At 40.5% G+C, this 25,289-nt stretch carries 17 protein-coding genes; 9 read left to right on the top strand and 8 right to left on the bottom strand.

The window, feature by feature from the left end:
• Positions 1-142: 142 nt before the first annotated feature.
• From ACW6NC_RS15380 to ACW6NC_RS15370, 3 genes are read left to right on the top strand one after another with little or no spacing between them, the layout of a single operon-like run.
• On the top strand, positions 143-493 hold the full coding sequence (locus ACW6NC_RS15380) for a 4Fe-4S binding protein (protein ID WP_457867376.1): 351 nt from the start codon (positions 143-145) through the stop codon (positions 491-493).
• A 20-nt stretch (positions 494-513) separates the two neighbouring features.
• Positions 514-4,044, top strand: coding sequence for a pyruvate:ferredoxin (flavodoxin) oxidoreductase (nifJ, locus tag ACW6NC_RS15375; protein WP_457867375.1), 3,531 nt, complete (start codon positions 514-516; stop codon positions 4,042-4,044).
• A 48-nt stretch (positions 4,045-4,092) separates the two neighbouring features.
• Positions 4,093-4,467, top strand: coding sequence for a hypothetical protein (locus ACW6NC_RS15370; protein ID WP_457867373.1), 375 nt, complete (start codon positions 4,093-4,095; stop codon positions 4,465-4,467).
• Between the two features lie 141 nt (positions 4,468-4,608).
• On the opposite strand, the gene groL is transcribed toward ACW6NC_RS15370, so the two are convergent.
• From groL to miaB, 7 genes are all read right to left on the bottom strand, one after another.
• A complete protein-coding gene (gene groL, locus ACW6NC_RS15365; protein ID WP_457867372.1) occupies positions 4,609-6,249 on the bottom strand; it encodes a chaperonin GroEL in 1,641 nt (546 codons plus the stop codon).
• A gap of 91 nt (positions 6,250-6,340) precedes the next feature.
• Positions 6,341-6,616, bottom strand: a complete 276-nt coding sequence (locus ACW6NC_RS15360) for a co-chaperone GroES (RefSeq protein WP_457867370.1) — start codon at positions 6,614-6,616, stop codon at positions 6,341-6,343.
• Positions 6,617-6,771: 155 nt separating this feature from the next.
• A complete protein-coding gene (secG, locus tag ACW6NC_RS15355; protein ID WP_457867368.1) occupies positions 6,772-7,110 on the bottom strand; it encodes a preprotein translocase subunit SecG in 339 nt (112 codons plus the stop codon).
• Positions 7,111-7,112: 2 nt separating this feature from the next.
• Positions 7,113-7,967, bottom strand: a complete 855-nt coding sequence (locus ACW6NC_RS15350) for a hypothetical protein (protein WP_457867367.1) — start codon at positions 7,965-7,967, stop codon at positions 7,113-7,115.
• Positions 7,967-8,470 carry an LptE family protein gene (locus tag ACW6NC_RS15345; RefSeq protein WP_457867399.1) on the bottom strand — a complete coding sequence of 168 codons (504 nt, stop codon included), beginning with the start codon at positions 8,468-8,470 and terminating at the stop codon, positions 7,967-7,969. The genes ACW6NC_RS15350 and ACW6NC_RS15345 overlap by 1 nt, the downstream gene beginning before the upstream one ends.
• Positions 8,471-8,484: 14 nt before the next feature.
• Positions 8,485-9,756: a sigma-54 interaction domain-containing protein gene (locus ACW6NC_RS15340; RefSeq protein ID WP_457867365.1), complete on the bottom strand. Its 1,272-nt coding sequence runs from the start codon at positions 9,754-9,756 to the stop codon at positions 8,485-8,487.
• Positions 9,757-9,844: 88 nt separating this feature from the next.
• Complete coding sequence (gene miaB, locus ACW6NC_RS15335; protein ID WP_457867364.1) at positions 9,845-11,290, bottom strand: tRNA (N6-isopentenyl adenosine(37)-C2)-methylthiotransferase MiaB; 1,446 nt, start codon at positions 11,288-11,290, stop codon at positions 9,845-9,847.
• A 145-nt stretch (positions 11,291-11,435) separates the two neighbouring features.
• On the opposite strand from miaB, the gene ACW6NC_RS15330 reads away from it, so the two are divergent.
• The gene (locus ACW6NC_RS15330; RefSeq protein WP_457867363.1) at positions 11,436-12,686 is read left to right on the top strand and encodes an LVIVD repeat-containing protein; all 1,251 of its coding nucleotides are present in this window, start codon (positions 11,436-11,438) and stop codon (positions 12,684-12,686) included.
• Between the two features lie 124 nt (positions 12,687-12,810).
• Here ACW6NC_RS15330 and ACW6NC_RS15325 read toward each other — a convergent pair whose 3' ends face one another.
• Complete coding sequence (locus ACW6NC_RS15325) at positions 12,811-13,416, bottom strand: ribonuclease HII (RefSeq protein WP_457867361.1); 606 nt, start codon at positions 13,414-13,416, stop codon at positions 12,811-12,813.
• Between the two features lie 269 nt (positions 13,417-13,685).
• On the opposite strand from ACW6NC_RS15325, the gene ACW6NC_RS15320 reads away from it, so the two are divergent.
• From ACW6NC_RS15320 to ACW6NC_RS15300, 5 genes are all read left to right on the top strand, one after another.
• Positions 13,686-16,814: a SusC/RagA family TonB-linked outer membrane protein gene (locus tag ACW6NC_RS15320; protein ID WP_457867359.1), complete on the top strand. Its 3,129-nt coding sequence runs from the start codon at positions 13,686-13,688 to the stop codon at positions 16,812-16,814.
• Positions 16,815-16,825: 11 nt separating this feature from the next.
• Complete coding sequence (locus ACW6NC_RS15315; protein ID WP_457867357.1) at positions 16,826-18,259, top strand: hypothetical protein; 1,434 nt, start codon at positions 16,826-16,828, stop codon at positions 18,257-18,259.
• Positions 18,260-18,472: 213 nt separating this feature from the next.
• Positions 18,473-21,544 (top strand): SusC/RagA family TonB-linked outer membrane protein, encoded by a 3,072-nt coding sequence (locus ACW6NC_RS15310; protein ID WP_457867355.1) that lies wholly within the window; start codon positions 18,473-18,475, stop codon positions 21,542-21,544.
• A 5-nt stretch (positions 21,545-21,549) separates the two neighbouring features.
• Positions 21,550-22,914: a RagB/SusD family nutrient uptake outer membrane protein gene (locus tag ACW6NC_RS15305; RefSeq protein ID WP_457867353.1), complete on the top strand. Its 1,365-nt coding sequence runs from the start codon at positions 21,550-21,552 to the stop codon at positions 22,912-22,914.
• Positions 22,915-23,128: 214 nt separating this feature from the next.
• Positions 23,129-25,042: a putative porin gene (locus ACW6NC_RS15300; protein WP_457867351.1), complete on the top strand. Its 1,914-nt coding sequence runs from the start codon at positions 23,129-23,131 to the stop codon at positions 25,040-25,042.
• Positions 25,043-25,289: the final 247 nt, after the last annotated feature.

Here is a 25,289-nt window from a genome sequence, read left to right as displayed (position 1 = left end):
CCTTGCCGTATAAATATGATTGACATCATAAAAACGGTATTTATTTCTGATTTTCAATTGTTTGAAAATATGATGATTGTCATAATTTGGAAGAATGAGGCGCTATAACTTTATAGGATAGTTTAACAAAATATAAATATCTATGGCACTTTTTATAACAGAGGATTGCATCAACTGTGATGCTTGCATTTCAGAATGTCCAAATAACGCAATTTATGAACCGGATCAGGAATGGTCTTATTCCGATGAGACTACCTTAACCGGAACCATAACTACCCCTGGAGGAACAGAGGTTGACGCCGATGAAGAAAAGGAACCGATTTCTGACGAATTTTATTTTATCGTTTCGGATAAATGTACCGAGTGTAAGGGTTTCCATGATGAGCCCCAATGTGCTTCGGTTTGTCCTGTAGATGCTTGTCTTCCTGATCCTGAACATGAAGAAAGCGAAGCACAATTATTGGAAAAGAAAGAATGGTTACACGGAGCATAAATTTATAAAAGAGATGTAAAATGATCGAAAAATTTCCCAAACTCATTTGTGATGCCAATGAGGCGGTTGCAAGAGTGGCGCATAAAACAAATGAAGTCTGTGCTATTTATCCCATTACTCCTGCTTCGCCTATGGGAGAGCACGTTGATATATTCAGTTCCAAAGGCCATAAAAATATTTGGAAAAACGTCCCTCGTATTGTAGAGATGCAAAGTGAAGGTGGGGCAGCAGGCGCAGTACATGGTTCTTTGCAGGCAGGAGCGCTCACTACCACCTTTACTGCCTCGCAAGGACTGTTACTTATGATTCCTAATATGTATAAAATTGCTGGGGAATTACTTCCTACGGTAATTCACGTTGCCGCGAGAACAGTAGCAACCCACGCCCTATCGATTTTTGGTGATCATTCAGATGTTATGGCAGCCCGGCAAACGGGCTTTTCTATGCTATTTGGTGGCTCTGTGCAGGAAGCGATGGATTTTGCTCTTATCTCTCAGGTGGCCACCTTGCGCAGCCGTGTTCCCTTTATGAATATTTTTGATGGTTTCCGAACCTCTCATGAAATATCCAAGATCGATGCGATTCCCGATGAGATCATTAAAGGAATGATGCCTGAGGATAAAATTATGGATCATAAAAATAGATCTCTTGATCCTGATAGCCCTGTGATAAGAGGAACGTCCCAAAACCCTGATGTTTTCTTTCAGGCTAGGGAAGCTTCTAATTTGCATTATCAGGAAGTACCTGGTATTGTTCAGGAGGTAATGGATGAATTCTACGCCCAAACGGGTCGTCGATATAATCTTTTTGACTATGTCGGCCATCCAGAGGCAGAAAGAATCATAATTATTATGGGCTCTGGAGAAGGAGCTGTTAAAGAAACTGTGGATACCCTTCAAAATAAAGAAGAGAAAGTTGGTGCTTTGTTCATTCGCCTTTACAGGCCTTTTTCAATAAAAGACTTTTTGAATAAGATCCCATCAAGTGTAAAAAAGATCGCAGTTTTAGACAGGACTAAAGAACCAGGAAGCACAGGTGAGCCTTTATATCTTGATGTAGTCACAGCCTTTGCTGAAAGTAATCGTGCTATGCCTCAGATTATAGGTGGGCGCTATGGATTGTCTTCTAAGGAATTCAACCCTGCAATGGTAAAAGGCGTTTTTGATGAAATGTTCAAAACCAATCCAAAGAATCACTTCACCATAGGGATAAATGATGACCTTAGTTTTAAGAGTTTACTTTATAACCCCGTGTTCAAAACCAAAAAGGCAACTTTTAATTGTATGTTCTATGGTTTAGGATCTGACGGTACTGTAGGTGCGAACAAGAACTCCATTAAAATCATAGGTGAGACAACTGATAATTACGTTCAGGGTTACTTTGTTTACGATTCTAAAAAAGCGGGAGCGCAAACTGTTTCCCACCTTCGCTTTGGCCCCGAACCAATTTCTTCGAGCTACCTTATTAATACCGCTGATTTCATTGCATGTCATCAGTTTAATTTCATTGAAAAATATGATATTCTGAAAAAGGTTAAAAAGGGAGGGACTTTCCTTCTTAATGCTCCTTTCTCAAATGAAGAGATCTGGGATAAACTTCCGCAGAAAATGCAGGAGGAGATCGTGGAGAATGAACTTGAATTCTATGTGGTAGATGCAACGAAAGTAGCCCAGGATGCAAAATTGGGTAAAAGGACCAATACGGTGCTTCAAACCTGTTTTTTTGCTATTTCCGGAGTATTGCCGAAAGAGGAAGCGATTCAGAAAATTAAGGATGCCATTGTCAAATCCTACTCGCATAAAGGAGACAAAATCGTGAAGATGAATTTTAATGCGGTAGACAGTTCACTGGCAAATCTTCAGAAAGTAGAATATCCGAAGCAGGTAACTAGTACCCGCGGTCTTAAGCCAATGATGACAGGTGATTCCGATCCTTTTGTAAAAGAGGTTCTAGGAAAGATCCTGGCAGGAGAAGGCGATGGATTACCGGTGAGTGCGTTTCCAGTTGACGGGACGTTCCCAACGGGTACCACTCAATTCGAAAAACGAGGTATTGCTGATTTTGTCCCTGTGTGGGATGATGAAGATTTATGTACTCAGTGTAACAAATGTGTGGCTATATGTCCACATGCTGCGATAAGGTCTAAAGTTGTTCTTAATGAGCAACTTGATGATGCTCCGGGCACCTTCAAAACAGTTCCTGCCAAAGGACGGCCTTTTGATAGTAAAACAGAATCCTATGTGCTTCAAATTTCCCCTGAGGACTGTACAGGCTGTGACCTTTGTGTGGCGGTTTGCCCTGCCGAAAGCAAGGAGATCGAGAACTTTAAAGCCATCAATATGCATAGTAAACTGGAGGTTGCTACCGAACAGGGCCAAAACTGGGATTATTTTGCAGATTTACCCTACTATGAGCGTTCAGAACTCCAGATCACAAATTTGAAAGGTTCGCAATTTCTGGAACCATTATTTGAATTCTCAGGAGCCTGTTCTGGATGTGGGGAAACCCCTTATATAAAAATGCTTACCCAATTGTATGGGGATAGTATTTTAATTGCTAATGCTACCGGCTGTTCTTCAATTTATGGAGGCAATCTTCCAACTACCCCTTATAAGACAAATGAATTTGGAAGGGGACCAGCCTGGGCTAATTCCCTTTTTGAAGATAATGCGGAATTTGGTTTGGGGATGAAGTTGGCCCTGTCCAAAAAACAGGAAATCGCTGTTGAATTGCTAAAGGAAATGGAACCGGTAATCGGAAAAGAGCTTATCGCTTCCATTCTTAAGAATTCTGAGAAAGATGAAACTCAGAAAAAACAGAAGCACGCTCATATTGCTGAACTTAAAGCCATTCTAGAAACTATTGATTCCGATGAAGCTCGCAAGTTGAACCAGCTTACCCAATATTTGCGTAAAAAAGCAGTGTGGATCTTAGGCGGTGATGGATGGGCCTATGATATTGGTTATGGTGGTGTAGATCACGTCTTAGCCTCAGGAGAAGATATCAATATCCTGGTAATGGATACTGAAGTTTATTCAAATACCGGAGGTCAAATGTCAAAAGCGACGCCTCTGGGAGCAAGTGCAAAGTTTGCAGTTTCAGGTAAGAAATCTTCTAAAAAGAGCCTAGCATTACAGGCGGTTTCTTATCAGAATGTATATGTAGCTCAGGTAGCTATTGGCGCAAAAGATCTTCAGACACTCAAAGCCATCGAGGAAGCTGCAGCTTATCCGGGGCCTTCGATAATTATAGCTTACTCACATTGTGGGGAACATGGTTATGACCTTAAACACGGGGTGAGTCAACAGGAAAAAGCTGTGGAAACAGGCTATTGGCCTTTGTTCAGGTTTAACCCTTCACAACCCAAAGGGAAGAGGTTTAAATTGGATTCAAAAGCTCCAGCAGCTCCATTAAGTGACTTTATGTACAAAGAAACCCGCTTTACCCGGGTAGTAAAGGAGAATGCCGAATTGGGTGAAGAACTTTTAAAACGTGCCCAAGAAGAAGTGGAAACCAAATGGGAAAAACTTCAACTTTTTAGGGATATGTAAAATGTTGAGGTGCCCTTTAGAAGGAATCAATATTTAAAAATTATAAGGATGAAAGCCAATAACAAATTTTTTGATGAGGCGCTGGAAAAATTAAGTCAGGCTAATGACGAATTTTTCAGGCCAGAAGAGGATCTTGTGACCTATTCAGTATGTAAGAATGCACAATTTTCTATTGAGAACTTTCTAAAGGGTTACCTTCTGCAGCACAATGTTGAGCTTGCTGATTGCAAAACCCTGGATTGCCTGTATGAGAAATGTCTAGACATCAACAGTAGCTTTGCAAAGCTTGATTTAAGTGCCCTTCAGTGCCGGTCCAATGCTATAAATACCAGAGATTGCAGTGAGGTGCCTAAAGTAAGCAGATGTTTAAATGCAGCTAATAATCTGGAAGCTCTTCTTAAACAAGAGCAGATTATTACCTGATTTTTTTTAAACTTTATTTGACCTTAAGTTTTAATTTAAAAGGAGTTTTTAACCCTTCCCAGGTTGAAAAACTCCTTTTTTTCATAAAAAAATCCCACCTCAAAAAGAAGTGGGATTACTATTTCCAACAGATTTGCTCTGTTACATCATTCCGGGCATGCCTCCGCCCATTCCTCCGGGCATACCTCCGCCTCCTTTGTCCTCCTCAGGGATGTCTGTAAGAGCACATTCTGTAGTCAGAATCATTCCTGCAACGGAAGCAGCATTTTCAAGAGCCACTCTGGTTACTTTTTTAGGATCTATAATACCTGCTTTCATCATGTCCACAAAGGTGTCAGTTTTGGCATCATATCCAAAATTTTTGTCTCCTTCAAGTACTTTATTGATGACTACTGATCCTTCGCCTCCTGCGTTTTCAACGATAGTTCTAAGAGGGGATTCCACAGCGCGTACCACGATTTGTATACCAGTAGCTTCATCGTCATTCTCCGCTTTTAAATTGACTAATACAGCCTGCGCGCGAACAAGGGCAACTCCACCACCTGCTACGATTCCCTCTTCAACGGCCGCTCTTGTGGCATGAAGGGCATCGTCAACTCGGTCTTTTTTCTCCTTCATTTCCACTTCTGATGCAGCACCTACATATAGGACGGCAACACCTCCGGCAAGTTTAGCCAAACGTTCCTGAAGTTTTTCCTTATCGTAATCTGAAGTAGTAGATTCTATCTGAGACTTAATCTGGTTTACACGGTTTTCAATAGTCTCATTGTCTCCGGCACCATTTACAATAGTCGTATTATCTTTATCGATAGCTACTTTTTCGGCAGTACCAAGCATATCGATGGTAGTATTTTCAAGGGTAAACCCTCTTTCTTCAGAAATTACTGTCCCACCTGTGAGGATGGCGATATCCTCAAGCATTGCTTTTCTTCGGTCTCCAAAACCTGGAGCTTTAACAGCAGCAATTTTAAGTGAACCACGTAATTTATTTACTACTAGAGTGGCAAGAGCTTCTCCATCAACATCTTCAGCAATAATTAAAAGAGGCTTACCAGACTGAGCTACGGGCTCCAGGATCGGTAAAAGATCTTTCATCGCGGATATCTTCTTGTCAAAGAGAAGAATATAAGGATTCTCAAGATCAGAAGTCATTTTTTCACTATTGGTAACAAAGTATGGAGAAAGGTAACCCCGGTCAAACTGCATTCCTTCAACCACATCGACGTGAGTTTCGGTTCCTTTTGCTTCTTCAACGGTGATCACACCTTCTTTTCCTACTTTTCCAAAGGCCTCGGCGATAAGTTCCCCGATATGCTCGTCATTGTTGGCAGAAATAGATGCAACCTGCTTAATTTTTTCAGAAGAGTCACCAACTTCCTTTGTTTGTTTTTCAAGATCTTTGGTGAGTGCTGCGACTGCTTTATCGATCCCGCGTTTAAGATCCATTGGATTAGCTCCGGCAGCAACGTTTTTAAGACCTTCTTTAACGATCGCCTGTGCGAGAACGGTAGCTGTAGTGGTCCCGTCACCGGCCAAATCGTTGGTTTTTGAGGCTACTTCCTTAACCATTTGAGCCCCCATATTTTCCAGAGCATCTTCCAGCTCTATTTCTTTCGCTACGGTAACCCCATCTTTGGTTACGGTAGGTGCTCCGAAAGATTTGCTAATAATCACATTACGTCCCTTTGGTCCAAGGGTTACTTTTACGGCATTTGCCAATGCATCTACACCGCGTTTAATCCCGTTTCGGGCTTCGATGTCAAATTTTATATCTTTGGCCATAGTTAATTTAATTTAGTTAATTCCGCGATGGCGGAATGCTATTAATATTAATATTTTATTGAAAACTTCCCTTATAGGGAAAACTGAAGTCTTATACTATTGCAAGTATGTCATCTTCCCGCATAATAAGGTAATCCTTACCTTCCAGCTTAAGTTCAGTCCCGGCATATTTGCCATAGAGAACCATGTCTCCTTCTTTTACGCTCATGTCATGATCCTTATTGCCTTTCCCTACTGCTACTACTTTTCCTCGCTGAGGTTTTTCCTTGGCGGTTTCAGGGATGTAAATTCCCGAAGCGGTTTTTGTTTCGGCTGCTGCCGGCTCGATAAGTACCCGGTCTGAAAGCGGTTTAATGTTTAGTCCCATTTTTTTATTAATTTATTTTTAAGGTTAATTAACTTTTTAGTGAATACCGGGGTTTCTAAAATTGTGCCATCGGATATTTCCTGACATATAGAAACAAAAAATGCCAGCTTGTCATAAGCTGGCATTAATTTATTTTGTGTTGTATTGCTGGATTCCTAGTTGTTGTCAGCTTCCGGATCAACTGGAGCCTGAATAGGTGCAGGAATATTTGTTTCGATTTCTTCCTCTCCTTCAAAGACACGTGACTCACTAATTCCACTTCCATCCATAATTGTGATATTGGAAAGCAAGATCAGAACCAATAATAAAGTAGCCAGTGTCCAGGTGCTCTTGTCTAAAAAGTCACCAGTTTTTTGAACGCCACCTACCTGTTGGCCTCCTCCTCCAAAAGAAGATGATAAACCGCCTCCTTTAGGATTTTGTACCATAATTACTACTACCAGTAAAAAGGCTACAATAATAATTAGTGCTAAAAAAATAGTGAATGTGCTCATTCTTAAGTGTTATTATTTTCTTGTAATTTCTCTATTGCCCGAATTTGGTCTGCAAAGAAACCACTTTTTTCGGGATTTTTCAAAATTAAAATTTTATAAGCCTGGATAGCTTTATTGTAGTTTTTTTGCTCTAGGTATACCTTCGCTAAAGTCTCTGTCATCAGTGCCTCTGGAGAGGTATTACTGCGTTCTGCAAGATTGCTCTTTTTAGTGGTTTTAGCCGGTTTTATTTTTGGACTTTTGGAAATGAATTCATCAATAAGTTCAAATTTTCTCGAAATATCTTCTGAAGTCTTCGGGGTTTCCCTTACTGGTTTGGCAGAAGTGAGTTTCAACCATTCCGAAAAAGAATGGGACTCTGAGGAATTGAACTCTAATGGTTCGCCTATACCGAGTTGTTTATTGACGGAGGTATCTTTTTTCTTCTCTTCCCCTTCCTTTGAGGCACTTTCTTGAAAAAGCTCGGGATCCATTACACGTTCCGATTCCGATTTTTTCATTTTAATGGCTTCATCTATTGCAATGCTTTTTCGGCCAAAAACTTCCTGGGCCTCATAAACCACGATGTTTTTTAAATTTTCTTCCTGTTCTTTTATTTGTTTGGCAATCCTATTTTGTTTGAACTCTACTGAAGTAATAAAATCGAAAAGGACACTTCGGTCTGTAGTATAGGCTGCTGTTCTTCTCAGAGCGGGATTATAGCTTAACGCGTTGTGATCTTTCAACCCTTTTAGTCTTAAAGCTCGGGCAGTTTGAAAATAAGAAGCGTCGGACAATACGCGCTCCAGCGCTTTTGTTTGGGCTTCGGTGATCGAAGCAGGCTGTTCAAGTATTTTTATGAACTCCTTTTTTTTCATTACCAATCGGTTAGAGCTGCGTTAAAGATATCCTGAGTTATTCTTGAATAAATCTCCTCTATGGCTGCATCTAGATTGGCGCCAATAAGCTGTTGGTTGGCAGGGTAATCATAATAGAAAGAGAATCTGCGTTCAAAATCTTTTTCAGGTTCCAGCGTGTTGTAATACCTTACCTGTACGGCAATGGTAAGCCTGTTTTCTGCAGCAGTATTATCGGCCGTTGCTGTCATAGGTGCTATGTAGTAGTCAATGATTTCACCTTCAAAAATTAGGTCGGCATTATTATTAGCGAGGTTCAGACTTGTTTGGTTCTGGATCAGGTCCTGGAGTTGAAGGGTAAATGTTCGGTCTATCCCAGGCTCTACAAGATCGGCTGTATTCTGAAAGAAATTAACCTGAAATGTCTGAGCATCCCCGGTATCAGCACCGGTAAAAGAATACATTCCACAGGATTGCACGACAAAAATCATTAAAAAGCAAAACAGCAATAGGCTCTTTTTCATCATAAAACTTCTGGTTAGAGATTATATTGTTTGATTTTGCGATATAAAGTACGCTCGCTAATTCCAAGTTCTTCTGCTGCTGCCTTGCGTTTACCGTTATGTCGCTCTAATGATTTTTTGATGAGTTCCAGTTCCTTGTCCTGTAAAGAAAGTGTTTCTTCCTCTTCTATTTCTTCAGCAAAATAATATTTGTCGTTTTCAGGTCTCTGAGTTGATTTTGGGCTTTGCTGTGGAATTTGTAAAACTTCTAATTTTTCCGCTGTTAGTTCTTCTGAATCAGCATCTTCCTCTTCATCTTCACTGCCGTAAATTTTATTGATAAGACTTTCGTTCTCATCACGCACCTTTTCGGTATTTCCATGTTCCATCAGTTTAAGCGTGAGGCTTTTAAGGTCGTTTAAATCGTTTTTCATATCGAATAATACCTTGTAAAGAATCTCGCGTTCATTGCTGAAATCGCCTTCTTTTTTCTTTTCAGCAATTACCGCAGGGAGGTTACTACCGATATCGGGAAGGTATTCCTTGAGATTTTCGGCGGTAATTACTCTCTCTTGTTCGAGAACGGAAATTTGTTCAGCAATATTTCTTAATTGCCTAATATTTCCACCCCATCTGTAATTTTCAAGCAACTTCACGGCTTCATCGTCCAGTTTGATGGTTGGCATCTTATATTTTAGGGCAAAATCAGAGGCAAATTTTCTGAATAAAAGATGGATGTCGCCTTTGCGAGCCCTCAGAGGTGGCAAGTGAATATCCACTGTACTTAATCGGTAATACAGGTCTTCTCTGAATTTCTCTTTCTTGATGGATTCCTGCATATCTATATTGGTAGCAGCTACAATGCGAACATTGGTTTTCTGAAGTTTGGAAGAACCTACCTTCATGAATTCCCCGTTCTCCAGCACCCTCAATAAACGCACCTGGGTAGGAAGGGGAAGTTCTCCAACCTCATCTAAAAAGATGGTACCCCCATCAGCTACCTCAAAATATCCGCTTCGGGTCTGCGTGGCTCCTGTAAAGGCACCCTTTTCGTGCCCAAAGAGTTCACTATCAATGGTTCCCTCCGGAATGGCACCACAATTAACCGCGATGTATTTACCATGTTTTCTATGGGAAAGGGAATGAATAATCTTGGGAATACTTTCTTTCCCCACTCCGCTTTCTCCTGTTACCAGAACCGAAATATCGGTAGGGGCAACCTGGATAGCTTTTTCGATGGCCCGGTTCAATTTGGGATCGTCGCCAATAATACCAAACCGTTGTTTTGTTGCCTGTATTGATTCCATAAAATTATTCTCTGCTCTTTCCACACTGGCGGAAATATATAGCCTTTAGTTCCAATTGAATTTCATTATTTAGTTAGGAAGCAATATTCTAGTTGTTCTCACTTAACCCTACCGGCTCTCCTATTAAGGTGGCACTGGTACAATCTTTTATCTTTACATTAACGAAATCTCCGACCTTATAGGTTTCTTTCGGGAATACAACAACCGTATTTTGGGTATTACGTCCACTCCAGTGTTCACTGGATTTTTTTGATTCTTTCTCTATGAGAACTTCAACGGTTTTTCCTATAAACTGCTTAGTTCGGTATAAACTGTGTTCCTGCTGAAGATTCACAATCTCAGTGAGTCTACGTTTTTTTATTTCCTCAGGCACGTCATCTTCAAATTTTCTTGCAGCCATTGTTCCTGGTCTTTCTGAATAGGCAAACATGAATCCGAAATCGTATTTTACATAATTCATCAGGCTTAGTGTATCCTGATGGTCGTCTTCGGTTTCGGTGGGGAACCCCGTAATGATATCGTGGGAGATACCGCAATCGGGCATTAACTTTTTAATATTGTCAATCAGGTTGAAATATTCATCCCTGGTATGCAGGCGATTCATTTTTTGAAGGATCTTATCACTACCGCTTTGAACCGGTAGATGAATATACTTGCAAATGTTTGGGTATTTAGCCATGGCTTCAATGACATCCAGGGTCATATCTTGTGGGTTGGAGGTTGAGAACCTGATCCGCATCTTTGGCTGAGCCTTGGCGACAAGCTTAAGAAGCCCGGCAAAATTGGTGGCAGTGGCTTTTTGAATTTCGGAGGCATTTTTAAAATCTTTCTTCAGTCCTCCGCCATACCATAAATAACTATCTACATTTTGTCCTAAAAGAGTGATCTCTTTGTAGCCTTTTGCAGCCAGGTCATTTACTTCTTCTACGATGCTTTGGGGATCCCGGCTGCGTTCTCTACCCCGGGTGAAAGGGACGACACAAAAAGTGCACATATTATCACAGCCTCTTGTAATAGAAACAAATGCGGAAACGCCATTGCTCTGAAGCCGAACCGGGGAAACATCAGCATAGGTTTCCTCTTTTGAAAGAATTACGTTTACCGCATTTCTTCCGGCTTCAACTTCATTGATTAGGTTAGGAAGGTCCTTATACGCATCTGGTCCGACTACCAAGTCCACTATTTTTTCTTCTTCAAGGAATTTATCTTTTAGCCGCTCGGCCATGCAGCCAAGCACACCAACTTTCATTTCCGGATTTATGCGTTTTACGGCATTATATTTTTCAAGTCGTTTTCTAACAGTTTGTTCTGCTTTTTCTCTTATGGAACAGGTATTTACCAGAACTAGATCCGCTTCCTCCAGGTTCTGGGTAGTATTAAAACCTTCCTTGGAAAGAATAGATGCCACGATCTCTGAATCACTGAAATTCATCTGGCATCCATAACTTTCTATAAAAAGCTTGCGGGTATTTTCCTTTTTTGGCTCCATCACAAGACTATTGCCTTGTTGTTTTTCATCAATTATCTTCTCCATAATACTTTTCTTCCCTTTTTAGGACTTTAAGATTTGCAAAGATAGGACTAAAGCTGTTTCTGACAAAGTGACAGAATTTTTTTTATTGTTCCTACGCAACCTTTCCTGCGTTTATGCATCTAGTAGGAAACTAACCTCTACAATTATGAGAATTTTATATTCATTGATCACTTTGCTTCTTATGGCTTTAATGACCTTATTTACTTCCTGTGAGAAAGAGGAAGAGGCTGGGAATGTGGAAATGGTGGCCGTGCCAGTGACTATGTCTGTAGCTGATTTTAGATCTTCAGTTTATATCCAGGAGCCAAAAGAAATCGAACAGGCCGGAAAGATCTATGCGTATAAAGATTTTGTTTTTGTCAATGATGTTAATCGCGGGGTGCATATTATAGATAATTCCAGCCATGAAAGTCCTCAAAAAATAAAATACTTAAAAATCCCTCAAAATACTGATGTCGCAATTAAGGAAGATAAGCTTTTTGCCAACAGCGGGATGGATCTGGTCGTTTTTGACATTAGTGATATCAATAATATAAAACAACTGGATAGAGTGGAGGACGTATTTGAGAACTATCAACCTTCGACCCCCCAGGGGGCTGCTTTCGTGGATACCGAAAATTTAGACTTCGAGAAGGAGGTGATAATTGGCTTTGTGTTAGAGCGGAGAAAAATTGAAATGGTTCGAAATGACCGGCGAATGCTGGCCGCTGAATCCTTTAATTCCAGAGCTTCTGGTGATGCATCTACCGGTACGGGAGGCTCTATGGCGCGTTTCAATATTAAAGATAAATTCCTTTATGTAGTAGGAAACCAGGCTCTTTCGGTTTTCAATATTTCCGATCTTTCATTGCCTGAACATGTTGGCACTGAGTATGTTGGTTGGCAAATAGAAACTATCTTCAATCAGGACGATTATCTCTACCTCGGAAGTTCTTCAGGAATGTATATTTACAGCATTGAGGACCCTTCAAGGCCGGAATTTGTATCCATGCTTCAACATGTTTTAGGGTGTGATCCTGTGGTTGTTGATGGGGATGAGGCTTATGTTACCATTCGTGGTGGCAATGAGTGTGGACAATCCTGGAGCCAATTGCAGGTGATTGATGTAGCGGATAAGCGAAATCCGGAATTGCTGGCTACTTATGAGATGGATAGCCCTTATGGTCTCGGTGTTAAAGACGATTTGTTATTCGTCTGCGATGGTGACTCAGGCCTTAAAATTTATGATAAAACCCAATCCCCCGGTTTAACCTTAACAGACCACTTTCAGGACATTAACACCTATGATGTAATCCCTCTGGAGGAGGTGCTGTTAATGGTTGGGGATAATATGCTGCATCAGTATACCTATGCAGATAATAAGATCAGGCTGTTAAGTTCTTTCAGTCTGGAATAATCCTTTTTGTTTGGTTTTTTAAAGGTGGAGCCGCGGAGTTTTCTTCGCGGCCCCTTAATTTTAGATGCTGTAGTTTCACAAGCCAAGCATTTGCTCCTTTACATTGGTAAAAAACTTTGAAACCTTATAATCTCATTTTCAATTGCTCTTCAGGAACAAGTCTAAAACTTTGACGGTGGTATTTAGTGGTCCCGTATTTCAAGATTGCCGTCCTATGCTCTGCAGTTGGATAGCCTTTATTCTGTTTCCAGTTATACATGGGATATTCTTCATGGATGCTTTCCATGAATGCATCGCGATAAGTTTTTGCCAGGATAGAAGCCGCTGCGATACTAAGATATTTTCCGTCGCCTTTAATAAAACAGCAATGGGAAATACCAGCATAAGGTTTGAATTTATTGCCATCTACCAAAATATAATCAGGCTGGCATTTTAACTGATCTATTGCCCTGTGCATGCCCATTATAGAGGCATTAAGAATGTTGTATTGGTCGATTTCATTCATGAATACATGAGAGACACCAAAAGAGGTACAATCCTTTTCGATAATTCCTCTTAGATGATTCCGGGTCTGCTGTTTGATCTGTTTAGAATCGTTTAATACCTCATTTCTAAAATCCTTGGGTAGGATAACGGCGGCCGCAGTAACAGGCCCTGCGAGACACCCCCTCCCAGCTTCATCGGTGCCGCATTCCATTAAATTAGTATCGCTGTAATAAGGGAGGAGCATGTTGAAATAGCTTTGGGTTCAAATGTAAAAAAATAGAATCAAATAATTTTATTAACAATAGTTTAATGAAAGGAAGTTTTTTTCATGCATATGTTTGCAAACCCTTAGTTTTATTGATTTTATTTTAATTTTATGAAATTTATAAACAACTAAATAATGTATCAAAATATTGAATAATTCTTAAATTTTGTGAAAAAAACAAAAATTTAGGTTTGTTTAATTAAGATAATTTTGTGATTTTAGCCGCAAGCTAATTCAAACTAACAAATATGAAAAAACGACTACACGTGATGCTAACGCTGTTATTGGCGTTAGTTGTGCAGCTTACCTTTGCACAGGAAAGGACCATAACCGGTACGGTTATGGATGAACAGGGTTTACCTCTACCAGGGGTAAACGTGCTGATTAAGGGTTCCACTACAGGGACTCAGACCGATTTTGATGGGAATTATTCGATAAATGCCTCTCTGGGGGATGTATTATCATTCTCATTTATTGGTCTTGCCACCCAGGAAAGAGTGGTTAGTGACCAGGATGTAATTAATATCACCATGGAAGGTGATGCGGCACAATTGGAAGAGGTTGTGGTTACCGGTCTGGCTGGAGCTACCAGTCGTAAAAAACTGTCAGTAACAGTAAACAAAGTTGATGCTGATGATCTTGAAGTCATTCCGGCTACTTCTGCCGCAAGCGCCCTTCAGGGAAAAGTTGCTGGGGTCACGGTAACTAATTTTGGCCAGCCTGGTTCAGGGTCTACTATCCAACTTCGTGGTGCTACCAACCTTTTTGGTGGACAGGAGCCTTTGATCCTCGTGGATGGGATCCAGGTAGAAGGTGGTATTCAGGATATTAATACTGATGATATTGCTTCCTTTGAGATCGTAAAGGGTGCTTCAGCATCTGCGCTTTACGGATCTCGTGCGGGGAATGGAGTTATTGTGATCACGACTAAGAGAGGAAAGTTCAACCAGGATGGACCTCAGGTTACTTTGAGAAATGACATAGGAATTTCTGAACTAGCTAACAAAATTGACATTAACCGATCTCATATCTATGAGCTTGCTGACGATTATCAAAGTGAAAACCGATATACAAGGTATGCTGGCGTGGGATATGCTGATGGTTATACAGGAGTGGGAAGACTAGGAGTCACCGGCGCAAGAATTCCTTCTGAGGATCGCTATGCCGACAATCCTTTTGGGGCATACTACGATAACCAGGATATCTTTTTTGAAACAGGAGTTGATTTGACTACTTATGCTTCTGTGTCTAATGCTTCTGAGTTTTCTAACCTTTTCTTCTCTGCCGAGAGAACACAGAATGAAGGTATTTTTGCAGAGACTGGTGGTTATGAAAGATATGCTGCACGTTTAAATGGAGATTTTAAGATAACCGATTGGTTAAAACTTACTACCAATAATAATTATATACGCTCTAATAACGAGACTCCAGGTGGATCTCTTGACGGGGTTATATTTGATCTTGCGCTTTCTGATCCTGATGTTGATCTTAGTGCGCTTAACCCTGATGGTCAGCCGTATTATTATATCCCGAATCCATGGGCGGCTACCACCATTAATCCTTTGTATAACCTGGCTACGATCAGGGAAAAAGCGGTTAGAAACAGATTCCTTGGTTCTTACAACTTGAATGTAAAATTCGCTGACCCTTTAAATTTAGATATGGAATATGCTGTGGAGAGTACCACCTGGAATAACCAGAGTCTTACTCCTTATACGGCTTTTCAAACCGGCGGATCCCTTGGAGGGGAAGATGTTGGATTCAGTTATTCTGAAGGTGGTTTAACTAAACAAAACTCTTATACTTTGTCTCAAAAGGCTCAAGCTACACTTAATTATGTAGATTCTTTTGGTGATTTGAATATTGCAGGTAAACTGAGTTACCTCATGGAAGATAATCATTATGAGTATTTCGACGCCTCAGGATATGACTTTACCTATCAAGGGGTGATTTCGCTTGATAACTTTGCTACTGATAGAACCAATATAGGTTCTACTTTACAGGATGAACGGGCTCAGAATTATTTCGCTATAGTAGGTCTTGATTTTAAGGATCGTTATATTCTTGATGCAATGTACCGTATTGATGGTTCCTCTTTGTTTGGTGAAGATAACCGATGGAACAATTACTACAGATTTTCAGGGGCATATAGAATCTCCGAAGACCTGCAAATTCCAGGAATTCAGGAAATGAAGATTCATGCTGCGATAGGTACTGCAGGGCAACGGCCCGGATTTAACTGGCAGTATGATTATACCGGCCTTAATTCAGGGGTAGTGGATACCGATCGTGTGCTGGCTAACCCTTCTTTAAAGCCTTCCTTAACAACAGAAAAGGAAATTGGTTTAAATGTTAGTTTCCTTGACCGGTTTACCTTTGAAGGAGTATATGCTAACGCAGAAACTGAAAACCAATTTATGTTTGTAGATATCTTTGCACCTGTGAATGAAGGTAGAAACAAGCAATGGCAAAATGTAGGTACTGTGGAGTTTAGCACCCTTGAACTAATGCTTAATGCGGAGGTTATCAAGCAAGAAGATTGGGGCTGGGATCTTGGGCTTCGTTACAGCAGGACAAGAAACGAAGTAAAACAACTCAATGTGGATCCTATTATCGTTGGTCCTGCAGGAACCAATACTCCTGGAAGAATCTTCCGAATCGAGGAAGGTGAGGAGTTCGGAGCTATGTATGGAGGTGCATTTGTTACCTCTTTAGAGCAAATGTCACAACAGTTACCTGAAGGTGCAAACATCAATGATTATGTCGTTAATCGTGATGGAGTGGTTGTACTGGCCGATGCTATTGGTACACCTAATGAAAAGGCGATAACCCGACTTGATGCTGATGGAAATACCTGGTTTGGTAAAATTGGTTCCCAAAATGCTGATTTCAATTTAGGACTAACATCTAATTTCAAATATAAAGGCCTTAACTTTTATATGCTTTGGGATTGGAAAGAAGGCGGAGACATATACAATCGACAAGGTCAATGGCTAACCAGAGATAATCGTAATGCGATGATGGATCAGGCCGGGGTGGCTGAAGGCGAGAAAAAAACTCAGGACTACTACCAGAGTCTTTATAATGCTAATAACGATCTTGAATTCTGGGTGGAAGATGGTTCCTTTGTTAAGCTAAGAGAGGCTTCTTTATTCTATACTTTTGGAAGAGACCAGCTATCCGGAATTGCCGATGGTTTCTTTAACTCCCTTAGAGTGGGTGTAACTGGAAGAAATTTATTAACTTTTACTGACTACAGTGGATGGGATCCCGAAGTACAAAGATATGATTCTCTTACCCAGAATTATTACGCTATCGACTATGGAGTTTATCCAGTATCACGATCTTATAATTTCTCGGTTCAAATTAAATTTTAAAAAAAAGAAATATGAAAAATATAAAACTAACATTCCTGGCTGCTTTCGCCCTGATGTTTTACTCCTGTGATATGGAGACTGATCTTGAGGTGCTTAATGAAGAGGAGCCAACCAGTGAGGAGTTAGCTAATGAGGCAACTGCTGATCAGCTCTTCCAAAGCTGGTATAACACTAAGAATAACTACTATGGACCCGGTTTGGTCACCAACGTTATGGCCGATCAGATTACAATGTCCTGGGGGAACATGGGGATGCGGGACATGTCTAGCGAACCCAGAATTGAATGGAATAATTCCTCTTCTTATGGAAGTCGTCAGGCAACGGAAAGTTATTTTAACTCTATGAACGCTATCTTATCTGATGCTAATGCGCTTGCAATTCAGGTTGAGAATGGAAGGGAGTTTTCGGATAATGATAAAGTTGAGTCTTTGGCCCGTTTTGGTCAGGGAGCAGCTATTGGTAGTCTAGCGCTACTTTTTGATCGGGTTTATGCCTTTGATGAGACCGGAACCCTTAACAATGGGGAGCCTCTTAATTTTGATGAAGCAATTCTATTGGCTCTGGACAAACTGGATCTGGCTATTGCTGCTGCCGATCGTGGTGATTTTTCGCTTTCGGAGGGTCAGGTCTACGGGCAATCACTAACCAGCGATCAGTGGAGCGAGTTTTTAAATACGCTTGCTGCAAGGATCTATGTCAATAGTGCCAGAAATGCCACTCAAAAAGCGGCTTTAGACTGGGGGAGAATCCTTGCTTACGCGGAAAATGGTTTGAGCTATGATTTCGCTGTGGGACAGGATGGTTGGAACCAGTGGTGGCCTGACTTTATTGGATATTCAATATACCCGGGATGGGGTAGGGTTGATATGAGAATCATTGGAATGATGGCGGATGACTATCCCAGTTACTGGCCAGCCGGAGTTACTAGCCTGCCTCCGGCTACCAGCCCGGATGCTAGATTTGAGGAGTACTTTGAGTATTTAGATTACCAGGACTTTCCTGAAGACAGGGGAACTTACCACTGGAGTACTTACAGACAAAAAAGATGGGATGACTGGTTGGCTTCTGGATTCACTACAGACCTCTATGAAATGCTCCAGGCAGAAAATGAAACTTACGAGGCAGAAGCTCACCTGTGGTTGGATGATCCTGCTGCAGCTGCGGCTGTTTTGAATGCTATGGATCGAGGTGGTTTACCGGATGTGCCGGCCGAAGAGGAAGCTATTGCCGATGCTATTCACTATGAAAGAATGGTGGAACTTATGAATACGGGCATGGGACTTGGTTTCTATGAAATGCGTGGGAAAGATCTATTGGAGCCGGGAACTTTATTGCATTTCCCTATTCCAGGGGCTGCACTTGATGCTGCCGGAATTCCTTATTATACTTTCGGAGGGACTACCGGAACTCCCGGAGAAGATTATTCTACCGGAGGCTGGAGATAAGAAACTTACCTAGTAATTGTTTTAAGGTCACCTGGAAAGGTGGCCTTTTTTTTTGTACTTATTCCTTTCGAGTTCCTATAAGTTAATCCATCGGTTGCATTAAATGCCATTTTTGACCCAGAACTATATTTAACTTCCGTTATATACTTTTTACTTGTTTTATTAAGAAATAATTAGGATTTTTGGCCCAGGCTAATTCAAATTAACTTAATAATGAAAAACAAATTACATGGTTTTCTAACGCTAATGTTAGCGTTCGTAGTGCAATTTACTTTTGCACAAGAAAAGACGATAACCGGTACGGTTATCGACGAAGACGGTTTGCCTCTTCCGGGGGTGAATATTATTGTTAAAGGCACCATGAATGGTGCTCAGACAGATTTTGATGGGAATTATAGCATCAGTGCTGAGAGTACAGATGTGCTAGTATTTTCCTATGTTGGTTTTGCGACCCAGGAAATTCCTGTGGGTGATAAAACCAGAATTGATGCTACTCTTGGGGTAGATGCAGCTGCTCTTGAAGAAGTTGTTGTAATGGGATATGTCTCGAAAAGAAGAGATGATATGACTGGTTCTGCTGTTCAATTAGGTTCAGATGAACTCCAGCAAACCCCTATGGCTTCTGTTGATCAGGCTCTTCAGGGAAAAGTTGCAGGATTGACTATTCAGAGTTCTTCAGGTACTCCTGGTGCCGTTCAGAACATCAGGATTCGTGGGGTAAGCTCACTTAACGCAGGAACTGAACCTTTGTACGTAATTGATGGAGTGCCAATCATAAATAATAATGTTGGTGGTGCTGATTCTGGTTCTTCTTTATCTCCTCTTGCCAGTATCAACTCTAATGATATCGAGAGTATGACGGTACTAAAAGATGCCTCTGCTACAGCTGCTTATGGTGCACGTGGCGCGAATGGGGTAATTGTTATTACTACTAAAAGTGGTAAAGAAGGAAAAACTACTTTTAATGTAAGTTCTTATTATGGTTTTACCAATAATGCTATTGATGGACCGAAAATGCTTACAGGAGCTCAGCGGGAAGAACTTTTCTATGAAGGGGTTCTCAATACCTTTGGAGAAGAATATGGATTAACCTCTATTGAAGACGCGAGAGAATTTGATACCAATCTTTTGGAGTCCTCTTACGGGCGTTCTTACCAGGCATGGAATGCGGCCGGAAGACCTGAAGGTAACTGGGAAGAGAATATCAAAAATGAAGATGCCCCTATCCAGGAGCACGTGATCTCTGCAACAGGTGGCGCCGAAGATCATAATTTCTATGCTTCACTAGGATATTACGATCAGGAAGCTACTGTAATTGGTGCGGAGTTCGACAGAATTTCAGGAGCCTTGAATTTTAGCAAGCAATTTAATGACAAGCTTGAATTCACCACTGCAAATAATGCTTCGCATACGTTCCAGGATGGTATTCTTGAGGGAAGTGCTTATTTCTCTTCTCCGCATACCGCTAAATATTTTATGTCTCCTATCGATCAGCCTTACAATGAAGATGGTTCCATAAACATTGGTACAGGTCTTCCTAACCCATTGTATATTGCTGAAAACGATATTGACCAGTCTAAGCTTACCAGGATTCTTTCCAACAATTCCTTGAACTGGCAAACTCCTATTGAGAATCTTTCAGCTACTTCTAGATTCTCTGTAGATTACCAGGTATACAATTACAAGAGATACCGTAACCGTGTAAGAGGTGATGGAGATGCTACCAATGGATATGGATGGGCTGTAAATAGAAATACAGCTACTTACGTTTTCCAAAACTCACTGGATTATTTTTGGAATACAGGAGATCATAATTTTGATTTTAAAGTGCTTCAGGAATATCAGAAGTACAGAAGAAGTTATCTAAGTGCTCAAGGAGATCAGTTCGTTGCTGATGGGTTGACAAACCTTGCTTCTGCTGGTAACCCAATTGGAGCTTATTCAGAATTTACAGATTGGTCTGTAGCTTCTTACCTTGGTAATGCTTCTTATAACTTTAACAATCGATATGTTGTAGATCTTACATACAGAAGGGAAGGGAACTCAAGATTTAGTTCAGATAACCGTTGGGGAGATTTCTGGGCCGTTGGTGCTGCCTGGAATCTGCACAGAGAAGCTTTCCTTGCCAATAATGACATGATTAATACCCTTAAACTTAGAGGGTCTTATGGGAAGACTGGTAATGCTAATATAGATATTAACAGCTATCAGGTATTGTTTAATTATGATGCCGACTATGCAGGGACAGGTGCTTCTTATCCTGATACCTTTGGTAATGAAGATCTTACCTGGGAAACCAGTTACACCCTTGATGTAGGTCTTGAGTTTGGTTTAATCGAAAATAGAATTACCGGTTCTCTTGCATATTATACTAAGGAAACCGAGGATATGTTACTTAACGTACCTCTTTCTTTAACTTCCGGCTTTGATACTCAAAGAAGAAATATTGGAAGAATGGAGAACAGCGGTTTTGAAGCTGAACTTGATCTTGCTATAGTTAGATCTAATGACTTTAACCTAAGTATAGGAGGAAATGTGGCTACTGTTGAAAACGAAATTCTTGAACTTGCTACAGATGCAAACGGAATAGAAATTCCAGTTATTAATCCTGATGCTCCAAGTGGTACTCAGCGTTCAGAAACTGGTTCTATGGTTAACGAATGGTATATGCCAACCTGGGCGGGAGTTGATCCTCAAACTGGAGTGGATACCTGGTATGAGAATGGTGTTGATGGAGCAACTACTACGAATTATAATGCTGCTGAAAGAGCATTTCAGGGGAGTAGCGCTTTGCCTACCTTAACAGCGGGACTTAACTTTCATGTGGATTACAAAGGCTTTTTCCTTGATGCTAGCGGGTACTATGCTGGTGGGCATTCCACCTATGAATCTTGGCACTTATACCTTAACCAGCCGAACCTATATTCAGCGGGGATTTACAATGGTTATGCAAGCCTGATGGACAGATGGCAGCAACCGGGTGATCAAACCAGGGTTACAAAAATGATCTATGGTGGTCAGCCATGGCAGTATAATTCTAAATTCTTGCATGAAGGAGACTTCTTCAGACTTAGAAATGTAACTGTAGGATATGACTTTTCCCCTGCTATAAACGATGCTATCGGATTAAATTCAGGACGAATTTTTGTTAGAGGTACAAACCTTTACACCTGGGTTAAAGATGACAACCTTCAGCACGATCCTGAGGTTGAACAATTAGGTTTTACCAGTATATTTACTCCCCCACTTAAGTCCGTGGTGTTAGGAATTAACTTAAATATTTAAGAACTATGAAAAAGACAAATAAATTTATATACGCAGTCTTAATTGCCGCTCTAACGGTAGTAGGTGCGTGTTCAACAGATGATCTTAATCCTTCTTTAGAGCAATCTAAAGAGGGAAGTGAGGCGCTGGCAACTGTTGGAGATATGGAGGGCCTTATTAAAGGTGCTTATAACAGAATGTCCAGTGCAGCTTATTATGGAAGAGATTACTTTGTTACCAACGAAGTTAGAACTCCGAATGCCTTTTCCAATGGTAATTCAGGACGGTTTGTAACTCAGGCGCAGTTTGCTTATTTACCTAGCGGAACCTTCTTCTGGGATGAAGCTTACGGTGTTATTGCAATTGCAAACATCCTTATCGGTGCAGATCTTTCTACTCTGGAAGGTGATCAGGAATATGCCAAGCATATCCAGGGTCAGGCCTATGCCATTCGAGCCCTTGCGCATTTTGATCTTTTGAAAACTTTTGGCCAGGAACATACCGGAGGTACTCTTGGAGTTCCTTATATGACCGAGTTCAAGGGAGAAGATAATATTCCTTCAAGACCTACTATTGAAGATAATCGCAGTATGATAATGAGTGATTTTCAGACTGCATTTGAATTGATGAGTGAAGACTTTTTCGATCCTTCAAAGGAATTCATGTCTAAATATACTGCTCCAGCTCTTGAATCCAGGGCTGCTGTTTACTTCGAAATGTGGCCTGAAGCAATTGCAGCTGCTGAAGAAGTGATCAACTCCGGGAAATATGACATCGTGGAAGCAGATAATTTTGTATCTTCTTTTGCAGTAGATGGTGCAGTTAATTCTCTTTTTGAAATCGCGCTTAGCGGAACTGATAACCAGGGAAGTGATTCTATGGAATATATTTACCGTGGTGAATCTTATGGAGATATAGAAGCTGCTCCGAACGTACTGAACCTTTATGAGGATTCAGATGTGCGTGAAGATGTACTTGGAATGGATGGAGAGATGATCAGAAATATGGCTAAATATCCGGATCGCGAAGCTAATATTCCAGTGATCCGTTATGAAGAAGTGATTCTTAACTATGCAGAAGCTTTACATCGATCATCTACACCAGATGATGCCGAGGCACTTGTTCAGCTTAACAAGATCCCGGCACATAGAAATGCTACTCCATATACTGAAATTAATCTTGCTAATATTCTTGAGGAGAGAAGAAAAGAATTCATTTTTGAAGGTCTTTACTACTGGGATTTATTGAGAAATGGCATGGATATCGAGAAGATCGATGCTCAGCAAAACATTACGGAGACTATTCCTTATGGTGATTTTAGACTTGCTTATCCTATTCCATTAATTGAACTGGATGCAAACTCTAATATGGAGCAGAATCCTGGATACTAAACTTTTTTAAGTTACTATTTTAAAACCGCCCGGAATTTTCCGGGCGGTTCGTTTTTATGGATATTCATCTTCTATTTTGGCCGGGGAATAGATAAAATCATTTCGACCAAACCTCAATGGCTGTTATTAAGGGTTGATATACCATAAACTAAAACTTTATACAAAACAGCCTTTGTTTTTTTAAATAATATAACTTTGTTGCAAATTCTCTTGAATGAAGAACTTGTTTCTTTTGCTGATATTAATGCCTTCTTGGGTTATTTCACAAAACAGACTTGCTGCACCTGATCAAAGGGGTGGGCAGGAGCAGTCCCAGTCCGATACATTGCCGAAGGCCCCTGTGGAAGATTACAAAATAATTTCCATTGACAGTGATACCACCTATGTGGATACTAGTCTTAATATTCACAAAGAGTATAAATTTAATTACCTGCGAAAAGATAATTTTGAGCTGCTAAGCTTTCCCAATACCGGTCAAACCTATAATTCCTTGAGCCTGCGATATGAAACAGATAAGCTAATGCCAGGTTTTGTTGCCGGAGCAAGACACTTTGGCTTTATGGACGTTGAGGATATTGATTATTATCATGTACCTACACCTTTAACTGAATTATATTTTAAAACCGTACCTGAACAAGGACAGCAGCTTGATGCCTTCTTTACAATCAATACCTCTGATAGGTTAAATTTTTCTATAGCCTATAAAGGAGTTCGGGCTTTGGGTAAATACCAGCATCAGTTAACCAGTACAGGAATATTCCGAACAACACTTAATTATCAGACCCTGAATAGAAAATATCAGCTTAAGTCTCATTTCGTTTCCCACAAGCTATTGAATCAGGAAAACGGTGGACTAAGCCCCCAGGCGATGGACCAATATACCAACGAGGAGGAAGAATTTGAAGATCGCTCACTTTTGGAGATGAATTTTGAAAATGCCCAAAGCACACTTTTTGGGAAGCGATTTTATCTTGACCATTTATACCATCTGGCCGAGCCACGGTCCGATAATACCAGTGCGCTTTCTTTTGGGCATGTTTTTCATTTTGATTACAAGAAATTTCAGTTTGAACAGACCCAAGCGATCAACGATATCTTTGGGGAGTCTTTCGATAGCGCTAACCTTAATGATGTGGTTCGTCTTGAAGAACTTACCAACGAGGCCTACGCCCGGTTTACTAATGATGTCCTAGGGGATTTAAGGGCAAAAGCTTCTATTGTAAACTACAATTACGGATACAATACTGTGTATTATACTTCCGAAGGAAGAATTGATAATCGCTTGAAAGGAACCAATTATTCTGCTGGTGGTCAGTATGAAAATAACTTTGGCGGTTTTAGCATTGAAGCCGATGCCATGCTGAGTTTTGGCGGTGATTTCAATGCAAATTATCTGACTGCTTCGGCAGCCTATGCCTTTAACCCGGAAAACAGAATTGAATTTGGGTTTAACCAAAACAGTAGGTTACCCGATTATAACTTTATGCTTTATCAAAGTAATTACCTTAACTATAACTGGCAAACCAATTTCGATAATGTGAATACCCAACAAATTTTCTTTAGGCTGGATTCGGAAAAACTTGCGGAAATTGATGGTGAAATCACACAAATCCAGAATTTTGCTTTTTTTGGTTTGAATGAAGCGGGAATGGTCAGACCTTTTCAATTCGATGACCAGTTGCGTTATTTTAAATTAAAGGCTTACCGCGGTTTCGACCTAGGTGTTTTTGGTTTTGATAATACTGTAATGTATCAAAATGTTCTTGACGGGGCATCGGTTTTAAAAGTTCCGTCTTTTGTAACCCGGAATACGGCCTATTATCAGGATTATTGGTTTCAAAGGGCGCTTTTTTTGCAAACTGGCCTTACTTTTAAATATTTTACTCGATATGAAGCCAATTCATACGACCCGGTTCTTGCAGAATTTTATGTTCAAAATGAAATGGAAATCGGGAATTATCCTGTTGTGGATTTCTTTTTTAACGGGAAAGTAGACCAGACCCGTATCTTTTTTAAGCTTGAGAATGTGAATTCCCTGCTTAATGGCAATAATAATTTCGTGGCCCCGGGTTATCCCTACACCGATTTCCTTATAAGATTTGGTCTTGTCTGGAACTTTTTCATGTAATTATTAATTGGTTTTCTTTTTTTTTAGAGTGGATTTATCTAAAATTTTCGCCGATTTGGTCTGTAAAGACTTCTTTTTGTTGTGGATTTTAATATTGAAGCTGAATGCAAGCTAAGAATCTCGTAAAAAATAGAGGGATTTGTAAAAACCCTTGTGTAATGAAAAAACAGCTGTATATTTGCAGCCGCTTACAGGGATAACAGGAGTTATAAAGGTAGGCGGAAGTTCTTTAACAGCGTGGATTAAG

It is taken from the genome of Salegentibacter profundi (genome assembly GCF_054121475.1).
This window is presented reverse-complemented; position numbering and strand designations above follow the sequence as displayed.

What these genes read in the sequence shown, in the direction of transcription:
- ACW6NC_RS15320 (WP_457867359.1), top strand. Translation starts at nt 13,686, where the DNA reads ATGAAAAAACGACTACACGTGATGCTAACGCTGTTATTGGCGTTAGTT.
- nifJ (WP_457867375.1), top strand. Translation starts at nt 514, where the DNA reads ATGATCGAAAAATTTCCCAAACTCATTTGTGATGCCAATGAGGCGGTT.
- miaB (WP_457867364.1), bottom strand. Translation starts at nt 11,290, where the DNA reads ATGGAGAAGATAATTGATGAAAAACAACAAGGCAATAGTCTTGTGATG.
- ACW6NC_RS15340 (WP_457867365.1), bottom strand. Translation starts at nt 9,756, where the DNA reads ATGGAATCAATACAGGCAACAAAACAACGGTTTGGTATTATTGGCGAC.
- ACW6NC_RS15305 (WP_457867353.1), top strand. Translation starts at nt 21,550, where the DNA reads ATGAAAAAGACAAATAAATTTATATACGCAGTCTTAATTGCCGCTCTA.
- ACW6NC_RS15310 (WP_457867355.1), top strand. Translation starts at nt 18,473, where the DNA reads ATGAAAAACAAATTACATGGTTTTCTAACGCTAATGTTAGCGTTCGTA.
- ACW6NC_RS15380 (WP_457867376.1), top strand. Translation starts at nt 143, where the DNA reads ATGGCACTTTTTATAACAGAGGATTGCATCAACTGTGATGCTTGCATT.
- ACW6NC_RS15315 (WP_457867357.1), top strand. Translation starts at nt 16,826, where the DNA reads ATGAAAAATATAAAACTAACATTCCTGGCTGCTTTCGCCCTGATGTTT.
- ACW6NC_RS15300 (WP_457867351.1), top strand. Translation starts at nt 23,129, where the DNA reads ATGAAGAACTTGTTTCTTTTGCTGATATTAATGCCTTCTTGGGTTATT.
- ACW6NC_RS15370 (WP_457867373.1), top strand. Translation starts at nt 4,093, where the DNA reads ATGAAAGCCAATAACAAATTTTTTGATGAGGCGCTGGAAAAATTAAGT.
- ACW6NC_RS15325 (WP_457867361.1), bottom strand. Translation starts at nt 13,416, where the DNA reads ATGCTCCTCCCTTATTACAGCGATACTAATTTAATGGAATGCGGCACC.
- groL (WP_457867372.1), bottom strand. Translation starts at nt 6,249, where the DNA reads ATGGCCAAAGATATAAAATTTGACATCGAAGCCCGAAACGGGATTAAA.
- secG (WP_457867368.1), bottom strand. Translation starts at nt 7,110, where the DNA reads ATGAGCACATTCACTATTTTTTTAGCACTAATTATTATTGTAGCCTTT.
- ACW6NC_RS15360 (WP_457867370.1), bottom strand. Translation starts at nt 6,616, where the DNA reads ATGGGACTAAACATTAAACCGCTTTCAGACCGGGTACTTATCGAGCCG.
- ACW6NC_RS15330 (WP_457867363.1), top strand. Translation starts at nt 11,436, where the DNA reads ATGAGAATTTTATATTCATTGATCACTTTGCTTCTTATGGCTTTAATG.
- ACW6NC_RS15345 (WP_457867399.1), bottom strand. Translation starts at nt 8,470, where the DNA reads ATGAAAAAGAGCCTATTGCTGTTTTGCTTTTTAATGATTTTTGTCGTG.
- ACW6NC_RS15350 (WP_457867367.1), bottom strand. Translation starts at nt 7,967, where the DNA reads ATGAAAAAAAAGGAGTTCATAAAAATACTTGAACAGCCTGCTTCGATC.